Source organism: uncultured Acetatifactor sp., assembly GCF_948601915.1.
Classification (GTDB): Bacteria; Bacillota; Clostridia; order Lachnospirales; family Lachnospiraceae; genus Acetatifactor.
In genome coordinates this window covers 2,599-13,540 of the sequence record NZ_CAPDXS010000144.1, presented here as the reverse complement: position 1 = coordinate 13,540, position 10,942 = coordinate 2,599, and the positions used below count along the sequence as shown (strand labels likewise).

Sequence of the window (10,942 nt, the reverse complement as noted above, 5' to 3'; positions counted from 1 at the left end):
GGCATGCTTGCATGCACATTTGACGAATGCCGCGAGGGTCAAATACCCCGTTGCTTGCAGCGGGGTATTTGATTCATCCATTGCGGATTTGCCGGTCATCCCTGGTTTTCCGCCCTGTAACCTGTCCCGTTTACGATTGACCGGGCCTCTTCCATCCGTTTTTTCCAGGTTCGCAATCGAATGCCTGTCGCTTTCCCGATTGCGGAGCATCTTTTTCTTTTCGCCCTCCGGACATGTTCCAAAGCTGCGGGGCGATAACCGCCTATCTATATCGTGACGATTCAATTATACCAGATATGCTTTAAAATTGCTACACTCGATTCTGTCAGTTCATTTCTTTCCGGAGGCTGGAGGCTGTGGAGCGGCAGCATGGCCCGTTCCGGCTCTCGCTACCGGCCTCCCTGTCAGCCGTGCCCTGAAAAAAGAGGTTGGCTACAATTATGTAATATATTTTCTGGACGAAAATGCCGTACCCCGGCCAAAAGCCAGGAGTACGGCTCTTTTTGCATCACATATCACATTCTCCATCTACCTATCGGCCCTTTCCGGCCGCAGCCGCAATCCCCCACGGCGGCAGCAATGGTCACCGAAATGCCCCACGGCGCTCCCATAACCGCATGTCCCCGGAGGAAGCCTTTCCCCTCTGCCCGTGCGGGTTCCGGCTCCGCTCCTGACGGCTCACTCCCTGCGCCCCATCACGGTAATGGCGATTCCTGCGCCCATGAGGATCAGGGCAATGCCCTGCAGGACACCTTTTGCGAATCCATACAGGGCGCTGCCTCCCGGTTCCGGCATCGCGAGGCAGATTCCGTTCAGCACAATGCCCAGGCACAAGATCAGCGACGGACTATGGCTCCCCCGGCATCCGCTCGGCTCCTCCTGGCCTATCCTGGCCCTAAGCTCTGCCAGAATGGCGTTCACGCGGCAGATTTCCCGAACAATGATTACGACGATGGCGGCCAGCAGGCAGCAGCCAGCCAGGGGGAGCATGACGGACTCCCTGTCCGTCCCGCCTACGGCTGAAATCACTTCCATAAGGATGCAGACTATCTCCAGGATGACGGCTATCTTGAGCGCTTTTTTGATTTTCTGGTAATGTTCGATGCTGGACTCCACATCCGTATACAGCACGAAGGGCCCCTCCTCCGCCCTCTTGCGCAGGATGACCCAGGGCCCCCACAGGCATACGATCTCCACGCCCATTTCCCGCATGAAGTCCCTGTAGTCTCCGCTCACCCGGAATAACCCCTCCGTGATGTCCACCTGATAGATGTATTCGCCAGGCCTACAATTTTCAAAAGTATAGAATCCCATCGCGAAGCCCTTCATGGCATAACCCTTCCCCGCCATTTCATTGAGGTATTCCGTCTCTTCGTCCTTATTGATGAACAGCTTGAACTTTACCATGTGTCCCCCTCCATTTTCTCCGCATTGTGCAGAAGCTCCTCCAGACGCTTTTTTTCCTCCGCGAAGACATGTCTGCCCAGCTCTGTGATGACATACTCCTTCTTCTTCCGGGAATCCGTCTCCTCGCTGTATATCCGGATCCATCCCCGGGCCGCCATGGTCTGTATGGCCCCGTACAGAGTTCCCGGGCCCAGCACCACTCTGCCGCCAGTGAGCCCTTCCACCTCCTGGATGATTCCGTAGCCGTGGTTAGGCTTCCTCAGGGACAACAGGATGTAGAACAGTGCCTCTGTCAATGGTGTCTGCTTCTCCATTTCGCTTCCTTTCTTCCGGAATGCGTCTCTGTCGCCCATGATATATCGTCTGGTGATATATTTGTCATTAATATATCACCAGACGATATATTTGTCAAGCTTCAGACTCCGGAAAACACACAAGACCGGAGCCGCCGCTCCGGCCTTGTCCCTCAGGGCTGCACGGATACGCTGCTGCCCACGCCGTTCCTGTCCCTGCATTTCCTGACTACGATTTTCCTGTCTATCCGTTCCTTCAGCTCGGCCACATGGGAGATGATGCCCACCAGGCGGTTGCCCTCAGTGAGCTGCTGCAGGGCCTTCATGGCCTGCGCCAGAGCTTCCTCGTCCAGGGAGCCGAAGCCCTCGTCCACGAACATGCAGTCCATCTGGATGCCCCCGGCATAGGACTGGATCTCGTCCGCCAGGCCCAGGGCCAGGGAGAGGGATGCCTGGAAGGACTCGCCGCCGGACAGTGTCTTCACGCTGCGCTGCGTGGCATTGTAGTGGTCGATCACGGCCAGCTCCAGCCCCGCCTTCTCCCTGCGGTTGTCCCCTTCCTGCTGGCGTTTCAGTTCGTACTGGCCGCTGCTCATGGTGAGGAGGCGGATGTTGGCCCGCCGGATGATGCGGTCGAAATAGGTCATCTGGATGTAGGTCTCCAGTTCAATCTTGCGTTTGCCGTTCAGGCTGCCCCCTGCCGTGTCCGCCAGGGAGCGCAGCCATACGTATTTTTTCTCTACAGAGGCTATGTCCTCGCGTCTGCTCCTCACCTTCCGGAGGATTTCCTGGTTTTGGGAGAGGGCGGCGTATTTCTGATCCCGCTTTGCGCTGAGCCCGCTCTTCGCCTGTCGGCTTTCCTCCCTCCGGGCAATCACTGTCTCCATATCCTGCTCTTCATGGAGCGCCGCTCTTCCATGGGCGGCCTCTCCTTCATCCGCACCCTGCGCGGCCAGTTGTCTGCGCAGGGTGTCGATGGCCGCGGCCAGGCGTTCGTTTTTGGTTCGGAATTCCGCCAGGTTCTTTTCGGCCAACTGATAGGCGTCCTCCAATGCCGTCTTCCGGTTCCGCAGGGCAGAGATGTCCGCCAGGGTCTTCTCCCTGGTCTCGTCCCCCAACTGCTCCATAAGGGACTGTATCTGTCCCTGCCGGGAGGCATTGTCCGCGGTCTTCGCAGCCAGGTTCAGCTCCGTCTGCCGGATTTCCTCCAGGAGCCGGTCTCTTTCGGCCTCCTTCTGCGGGATGCCAAGCTCCAGCTCCCGCCGTCTGGCCAGATCCTGCCGGTTTCGCCGGATATCCTCCTCCAGGGCCGCAAGGAGCCTCGAAATCTCTTCCAGGGCCTGACGGGCCGCCGCCTGCAGGGCCTCTTCCATGGAATGCTCATCCACGGAATGCCCTTCTTCCATGCATTGCCCTTCTTCCATGGAATGCCCTTCTTCCATGCATTGCTTCTCTTCCACGGAATGCTTCTCTGCCCTGAAATGCTCCCCTTCCAAACAATACTTCTCTGCCCTGGAATGCTCCCCTTCCATGCATTGCTTCTCTGCCCTGGAATGCCCCTCTTCCATGGGCTGTCTGCCGCCGAAATCCTTCCCTGCACCGGCCGCGAGGCCGCCAGGCTCCTCCCGGCTCCCGCCAAAGGCCGCCAGGCTCTCCCTCAGAAGCCCGGCCTTTTCCTCCTTCCTGCTCCGGATTCCCGCAAGCTCCTTCGCTGTCTCGCCCAGCAGGGCAAGGATTTGGGCAAGCTGCTCTTCCATCCTGCGCCGGTCCGCCTCCAGCCGCTCCCGACGGGCGATGTCCGACTGAATCCGTTTCCTCCATTCCGCCAGGCTGTCCAGATAGACCCCCGCCTGGGACAGGCATCGGGCCACTGCCGTCTTCAGGGCCTGTTCGGGAGCCGCAGATGACGGCGAATCCTCCTGCGCGGATGCCATGGCCTGCGTCAGGCGCGCCCCGCTCTCCTTCCCGGCTTCGAACAGCCTGTCCGCTTCCGCCGCGGCAGCCCCCGTCTTGGAAAGTTCCTCTGCCAATTGTCTCCCGGCAGCCTCCAGACGGCCCTGCAGCTTTGCGGCCTGCTCTCTGTTTTCCGCCGCGGCAGCCTCCAGGCGCTGTCTCTGTCCCTCCGTCTCTGTCAGCTTCCCTTCCAGCGCCTCCAGGCGTTTCCTCCCGGCCTCCGCCCGTTCCAGCCGGGCATGGCTTCTGTCGCATGCCCGGCCCAGGAAGGCTTCCGCCTGTTCTGCAGTCCACCGGGCCCTGTCAGGCTCCCCATCGCCGGAATCCGCCTCCGGCAGTTGGGCCAGAAAGCGCTCCCACCGGGCCTGTCTTTCGGCCTGCTGGCCTCTGGCCGTGTTCAGCCGCTGCTGCGCATCCTGGCTCTTCTCCTCCAGTTCCTTCCGGCTCTGGGCAGCCGTCTTCAGTATCCTGTCCAGCTCCTTCTTCCGGCGGTAGGCCTCATCGGCCTCACGGGTCTCCTTTTCCAGCTTTCGTTCCAGAGATTTCACATTTGACGATATCTCGTCCATCAGATTCCGCAGCCTTTCTTTGACGGCATCCGGATTTTCTGCTTCAGAATGCTCTACGCCTGGCTTTGCCTGTCTGCCCCCCTGCTCCCACAGCACAGTCATGGCAAGCGCGCTCTGCATCCTGTTCTCTGTCTGCTCCAACAAATCCGCCAGCTTTTCTTTCAGGTTTGCCGCCTTTTCGCTGAGCCGCTCCGTTCTGGCCTCCACAGAAGACAGTTCCTTCTTCTTTTTGTCCAGAACCGCTTTCTCCGGCGCAGCTTCCGGCACCCGGGCAGGCGTGGGATGGTGCGGGGAGCCGCAGACCGGACAGGCCTTCCCCTCCTCCAGCCCCCTGGCCAGCAGGCCCGCCTGGGCATCCAGGAACTGCTGCTCCATCCTCCGATAGGCGTCGCCCAGCTTCCGTTTCTGCTCCGCCACCGTCAGGTATTCTTCCCTCACGGAAGCAAGCTCTCCCTGCAGCTCCTCTAACGCCCGGGCATCAAAAGACAAATCTGTCTTCATCCTCTCCGCCTCACGGAGCTTTTCCTGCCGCTGCTGCAGGAGCAATCCCCGGGCCTCCACATCCCCCAGCGCCTCCCATTCCGCCTGCCAGCGATCCCACTGGCCCTGCTGAATGCGGGCCTGCTCCAGGACCTTCCCATAAGCCTGCTCCAGGGCATGGGAGACCTCCAGGCACTCCTTCAGCTCAGCGGCCTGTTCCCGGCAGGAGCGCAGCCTCTGCTCCGCCTCATCCACCTCATGGCGGCATGCCACCAGAAGCTCGCCGATGTTCTTTAAAGTCTGCCGCTCTTTTTCGTCCTTCTCCGCCTCCCGGGCCAAAGCCTCCCTGCGGGCTTTCAGTTCCTCCAGGGCATCGTCTATCCTTTTGCTCTCCCTCCGAGCCGTCTCCTGCTCTCCGGCCAACTTCTGCAGAAGCTCACGCTGACCCTCAAGCCTCTCGCCCATCTGCTCCACCGCGGCAAGCATGGCGTCCCTGTCGCCCAGGGCCTGGATTCCGGTCTGGTTCTCCAGCAGCCCCGCCGTAAGCTCCCGTTGCCTCTTTTCACCCTCCGCAATGGATTCCTCCGCCTTTCGCTGGCGCTGCGCCTCCTGGGCCAGCCCTTCGCTGTGCCGCTGCAGGCTCTGCTGCTGGCGCAGGATGTCGCTGCGCCGCCGCTCCAGGCGCTCCTTCACCTCCCCTGCCCCCGCCAGGAGCCGGAAGCTTTCCCGCTCCTCCTGGAGGGCTGCCTCCAGGGCCTGCCTCTTTGAAAGGATGTCCTCCTGGCGCTTCTTCTCCGCGGCGATTTCCAGTTCTCCCGCCTCCCGGGCCTGCTGCAGCCCGTCCAGGAGCTCGAACCTCTCCAAGTTCTTTCCGGCGGCCTGCATCCGCTCCTCCAGCGCGCCGCATTCCTGGCGTTCCCGGGCGGCCTTTTCGAAGAGTTCCTCCCTGCAGGCAAGCTCCTCCCGCAGCGCCTTCTGCTGCCTCTCGTTCTCCAGAAGGGCCCTGCGCTGCTCCTCCCTGTGGCCGATGTCCACGATGAGCCTGTCCTCTCTCCGGATTTCCTCCTCCAGCCGCTCCAGCTGTCCGTCCATGGCCTTCAGCATGTCCTCGTCCTCGGCGCACAGAGCCGCCAACAGCTCCAGGCCCTCTTCCACCCTGCCGTCGAACTTCAGGCTCTGCAGCTCCTGAAGCCTCATTCCGGTGTCCGATGCCGGGCCCTCCTGACAGACGATGCCGTCCATGAACTGATTGATGCTGCGCTTCAGCTCCTCATAGGCATCCCTTTGGAGCTTCACCGCCCCTTTCAGCTCTTCCTGGATCCGCCTGTAAAGGCCTGTGCCGAAAATCTGCCGGAAGATCTCTCCCCGCTCCTCCGTGCCGGCCAGCAGCAGCTTCTGGAAATCCCCCTGGGCGATCATGGCAATCTGGGTGAACTGCCTGCGGTCCAGCCCAATCAGCTCCGTCACAGCCTTTGTCACGTCCTTGGCCCTGGTGACGGGGCTGCGCCCGTCGGGATAGGTCAGCACGGCATCCGTCTTCTGGGTAGTGTAGCCGCTGCCTCGCCCCTTGGGGCGCAGGTACTCAGGATTACGCTTTACCGTATATTCCTTTCCGCGGTAGGAGAAGGTGAACTCCACATAGGTGGGCGCATCGTCTTTGGCGTACTTGCTCCGGAACATATCGGATCTGCGCACGTCCCCGCTCGCCTCGCCGTACAGCGCGAAGGCTATGGCATCGAATATGGTAGTCTTGCCCGCTCCGGTATCCCCGGTGATCAGGTAGAGCCCCTGGCCTCCGAAGCCGTCGAAGTCTATTTCCGTCCTGTCCGCATAGGGCCCGAAGGCGCTGATGACGAGCTTTACCGGTTTCATCCGTACACCCCTGCGCGTTGCGCCGCGCACTCATACAAAAGGCCGGACACACCTTTTTATCCGGCCCTGCCGCCCCGTCCAGACGGAGCATGTCCTCTACTTCAAATCCGCGATCAGCTTCTCCATATATGCCGCCTGCTCCGCGCTCATGGGCTGGTTGTTCTGCAGCTCGAAGAATTCCCCGAACAGCTCCAGCTCCGATTTCCGCTCCGCCTGCTCCGCGGCCTCCACTGTCCTGTCCTGCCTGGTGCGGCTGTTGTCGTATGCCACCTGCATCAGGTTCGGGTACACTGTGCGCAGCTTCTGCAAGCCGTCCGGGATGTCCTCCTCGTCCGTCAGCGTGATCTGCACATAGTCCTCTGTGTTCGTATCCTGATAGAAGGACCTGGACATCACTTCCCCGTAGGAGCCTCTGATCTTCCGCATGTCCCGCAATGGCACCAGGGGTACTGTGGACAAAACCACATCCCCCTTCTCCCCCATCTCCAGCACCGTGACGGACTTTTCCTGCTCTGCCTCGGAGAAGGAATATTTCAAAGGCGTGCCGCAGTAGCGCACAGTCTCCCGGCCTACGGACTGGGGGCTGTGGATATGGCCCAGGGCCACATAGTCGAAGTCGTCGAAGACGCTGGCATCCACATTGTCCAGGCCCCCCACGGACACTTCCTCGGAATCGCAACGCCCCGCGCCGGTGACGAACTGGTGGGCCACCAGGATATTGCGCTTTTTGACGTCTATTTCCATACGTTTTACAGCTATCTCCAGGGCCTCCTGATAACTCTCCGGCAGCCTGTTCTCCTCTTCCTCCTGCCTGCCCTCCAGCGCATGCCGCAGGGTGGCGGGCTTTAGGAAGGGCAGCAGATGGACGCTGATATCCCCGTATTCGTCCCGAAGCTCCACCTCCAGGGCCTCTCCCCGGTACACAGGCGATACATATACGCCCCTTCCCCGCATCAGTTCTCCGCCGAAGGCAATCCGCTCCGGGGAATCGTGGTTCCCGCTGACCGCGATGACCGTCTTCCCCAGGTCCGCCAGCCCGGTGAGGAACCAGTCGAACATCTGCACCGCCTCCGCGGAGGGCATGGGCTTGTCGTAGATGTCCCCCGCGATGAGCACGGCTGCGGCCTGTTCCCGCTCCGCGATCCGCAGAATCTGATTCAGGATATATTTCTGATCCTCTATCATGGAAAACTCATTGACGCGCTTTCCGATATGTAAGTCTGAGATGTGCAGAAATTTCATGATCGTCTCCTATCCCAGCCGCTCCCACTCATCGTCATCCTCATACTCGTCCGCATACTGGTCCTCCCGCCGAATCAGCCGCAGGACCAGATGGTAGATTCCCCGGAACACGGAGAACACCAGGAACATGCTGATGAAGCCCAGCACGCCGAACATGATGTCCGCGAACTCCATGGCCCCTGTGTTCGTCACCCTCTGGCCGATTTCGATGGCGAAAGTGATTACGATAATCAACGTAAAAACGTATATCCAACTGATGACCATGATGTGGTTGTTCCTGGCCAGCCATTTGAACACCGGGTGCACCACGAATATCATGGCCATCCCCAGCGCGCCGATGATCAGGAAATGCAGTTCCTTGTCGGTAAAATTGTATTCGTAGGCATCGTTGAGCCGCAGCAGATAGCTGTGTATCCGCGCGATGATCTCCACGACTCCGTATAAAAAGGCTTTCATATATATCAGTCCCTTCCTCAGTATTCCTTGGGCAGCTCCGTGATTTTGTACCGCTGCCTGAATTCCTCAAGCTGCGCCTCCTCCTGGATGAAGAGCTCCTCCCGGAATTCCCCTGTGTGGATGTTCTTGAAGCCTGCTACCCGCTCGCCGTTGCAGATGCTGCATTTCAGGATTGGCTTCCAGTTTTCTCTGTCATAGTCCTTCTGCGGTAGTTGTTTCTTTCGGAACATTTTTCTCTCCCTTACATGCAAGGCCTGGTGTTTAATCCTGTTGAAAAGTAATGAATTCATCCCACTTCCTGCGCTTCACAGCATTTATGAGCTCCCGCCTTATCTCCTCGTTCGGGATGAACGCTGTTTGCGTTTTCTGGTTGTATGCCAGATAGCCAAGGTGAATCAAATAGGTCAGAACATCATCTTTATTCGCAAAACTGACAGTATCATTCTGGAAAGCGGACACATCCAGCTCCACGGGCATGCCGGACAACATTTCCACGATGGCTGTCTTCAAACCGTCAAAATCCATATTGATCAGCGGGACAACCGCCTCAAAGGTGCCCGTCCCCGACCAATATCCCCGAAACTGGTTCCACGTCAAAAGCTCCACGACTGCTTTCGGATTATAGACATGGCAGTCCTGGAGCAAATAGCCGTCGTACCATCTTTTTACCTCTTCGAAATCCCTTTCATGCTTCTCGCAGAGCTCCCTGACTTCCTCTTCCGTGAATCCGGTATATTCTGCAAAGATCCTGGCATCCAGCATCGTAAACTCGGTAAAGTTATTGAGCGCTGATTGCGTCCTGACCTTCCTGATTGGAAGAATGCCGGTCAGGTATGCCAGATGAAGGTATTTTGATGGCTCGCTTCCCTTAAATAGGCCCCTTAAAAAACTAATGTATTCATCCTGTACCGCCTGATTCATTGCTTCATCACGAATCAAGACATCCCATTCGTCCACAATGATAACGAATTTCCGCCCGTCTGCTGCATTGATACAGGACAACGCATCCGGCAGGGAATTGACCTCGTCAGGCAGTTCCTCCGGATAATATGCCCTCAGTTCTTTTATTATATTTTCTGTAATGAAGGAGACTGTCTGTTCAGCTCCGCCCGCAGGCTCCATGCACCACTGGATGTCTATATGAATCAGGTCATATCGATTGAGATGCTCCCTGAAATCAGGGCTCTCGCTGATCGCCAGCCCCAAAAACTGTTCCTCCGAGCCGCATCCCCTGCCATAGTACGCGGCGAGCATGTCAGCCGTGACGGATTTGCCGAATCTGCGGGGGCGGCTGTTGCAGATGAATTTTGCCGTAGTGTCTATCACACTGTTGGTATATTTCAGGAGACCTGTCTTATCGACATATATTTGGGAATTCAGCACATCCTGGAATGCACTGTTCCTGGGGTTCACGAATCTTCCCATCTGCCGCATGCTCCTTTCCCTTATTGTCCTGCCCCATATTGCTGTTCTGTGTTAAGAGTATCATGGCGGAGGGTGGATTGCAAGGGAAATTTCATTTATCTCTGGAAACCGATTTCCTTCTTAAGCACCAGACATCCACTCCCAAGGGAATTCCCAGAATCTTTTGGGCAATGTTTGATAATAAACAGAAATTCAAGAATAGATTGAATATTGTTGTGGCAGAAATACAGAAACATAGTAAAACGAAAACCTGGTGTGGAATCCTGAACAGTCTGTAGCAACCGAGGCCTGTAGGAAGATTAAGGAGAAAAAAGTATACAATTTACTCGTGCAGATATTTTGGTGCTTCATAAACCTCTATCTTCTTCAAATGCGAGATTCATCACCTCATCCCTGGTCTTGTTAACGGCAATCCCCATTTTCAAACCACTTGGCTTGTCATCGTTGATAAGAATACGCTCTCCATAGGGAGCACCAAAGATTATATGGTCATATCTAATGCTGTTCGCTTGGAGAAACTCCTCGGTTATATATCTATACTCCTCTGTCCGAGAGGTTAGGAATACAATCATGTCAGATGTTGGAATTGATGCGAGAAACTCGGCTGCTCCTGGAAGCAGAGAATCAATTCCATCGATTTTATAACCATTATGCTTAACGATGGTTCCATCGAAATCAAGAATCCATGTATGCGATAATGGTGAAAGTGTTAGTTTTTCCATTAATATTTCCTCTCCTGATGGATGAATCCTCCTGTGGTCATCCGTAAGTATAGATTGCATGCTGTAGGGCAAGATTATTTAGACATCGTCATTCTAACTGCATTAATTATTTTCTGACGTTTAATAATAATCACAACAACGGCTATGCCTATACAGCAATACTTTGCTAATATAAACTGATTTATAATGGCGATTATACATCCACCCAGAATCACTCCACAAGATATTAGCAATAGGATTCTTGTGTCAAACAACTGCTTTCCGTGCAGAATTTCTCTACATACTTTCCTATAAAACAAAAAATGAATAAAGCAGAACAAAAGATAACATCCAAATGTTGTATATGCAGCTGCTTGATACCCATATCTTAAAATAAATATATAATTTGTTAATAGGTTTAATGCTGCGCAAAGAATACTAGGAATTACAACCGTCACTTTTCTTTCATAGTATTCTTGAACTCTTGCAAACAGCTGGAACATATAATTAAAGTATATTCCAAGACATATCGGTATGATAGTAT

General features: G+C 56.1%; 8 protein-coding genes and 2 pseudogenes (1 of these 10 cut by a window edge). All 10 read right to left on the bottom strand.

The annotated features are described in order from the left end of the window. Window positions 1-210, bottom strand: a 210-nt coding sequence (locus Q2B33_RS19660) for a hypothetical protein (protein WP_300914194.1), incomplete at its 3' end; no start/stop codon positions are given. A 468-nt stretch (window positions 211-678) separates the two neighbouring features. After that, window positions 679-1,407: a DUF2812 domain-containing protein gene (locus tag Q2B33_RS19655; protein ID WP_300572238.1), complete on the bottom strand. Its 729-nt coding sequence runs from the start codon at window positions 1,405-1,407 to the stop codon at window positions 679-681. Beyond that, on the bottom strand, window positions 1,401-1,760 hold the full coding sequence (locus tag Q2B33_RS19650) for a PadR family transcriptional regulator (protein WP_330688389.1): 360 nt from the start codon (window positions 1,758-1,760) through the stop codon (window positions 1,401-1,403). The genes Q2B33_RS19655 and Q2B33_RS19650 overlap by 7 nt, the downstream gene beginning before the upstream one ends. Window positions 1,761-1,873: 113 nt before the next feature. Continuing rightward, window positions 1,874-6,574: an AAA family ATPase gene (locus Q2B33_RS19645; RefSeq protein WP_300572242.1), complete on the bottom strand. Its 4,701-nt coding sequence runs from the start codon at window positions 6,572-6,574 to the stop codon at window positions 1,874-1,876. Between the two features lie 96 nt (window positions 6,575-6,670). Next, window positions 6,671-7,816, bottom strand: a complete 1,146-nt coding sequence (locus Q2B33_RS19640) for an exonuclease SbcCD subunit D (RefSeq protein WP_300572244.1) — start codon at window positions 7,814-7,816, stop codon at window positions 6,671-6,673. Between the two features lie 9 nt (window positions 7,817-7,825). Next, the gene (locus Q2B33_RS19635) at window positions 7,826-8,272 is read right to left on the bottom strand and encodes a hypothetical protein (protein ID WP_296456690.1); all 447 of its coding nucleotides are present in this window, start codon (window positions 8,270-8,272) and stop codon (window positions 7,826-7,828) included. Between the two features lie 17 nt (window positions 8,273-8,289). Further along, the gene (locus Q2B33_RS19630; protein ID WP_300572247.1) at window positions 8,290-8,502 is read right to left on the bottom strand and encodes an aspartate dehydrogenase; all 213 of its coding nucleotides are present in this window, start codon (window positions 8,500-8,502) and stop codon (window positions 8,290-8,292) included. A 34-nt stretch (window positions 8,503-8,536) separates the two neighbouring features. Then, window positions 8,537-9,697 (bottom strand): annotated as a pseudogene (locus Q2B33_RS19625) (AAA family ATPase); the annotation flags it as partial. Window positions 9,698-10,044: 347 nt separating this feature from the next. Then, window positions 10,045-10,419, bottom strand: coding sequence for a hypothetical protein (locus Q2B33_RS19620; protein ID WP_296456681.1), 375 nt, complete (start codon window positions 10,417-10,419; stop codon window positions 10,045-10,047). Window positions 10,420-10,493: 74 nt separating this feature from the next. After that, window positions 10,494-10,942, bottom strand: a pseudogene (locus Q2B33_RS19615) (lipopolysaccharide biosynthesis protein) (it continues 976 nt past the right edge of the window).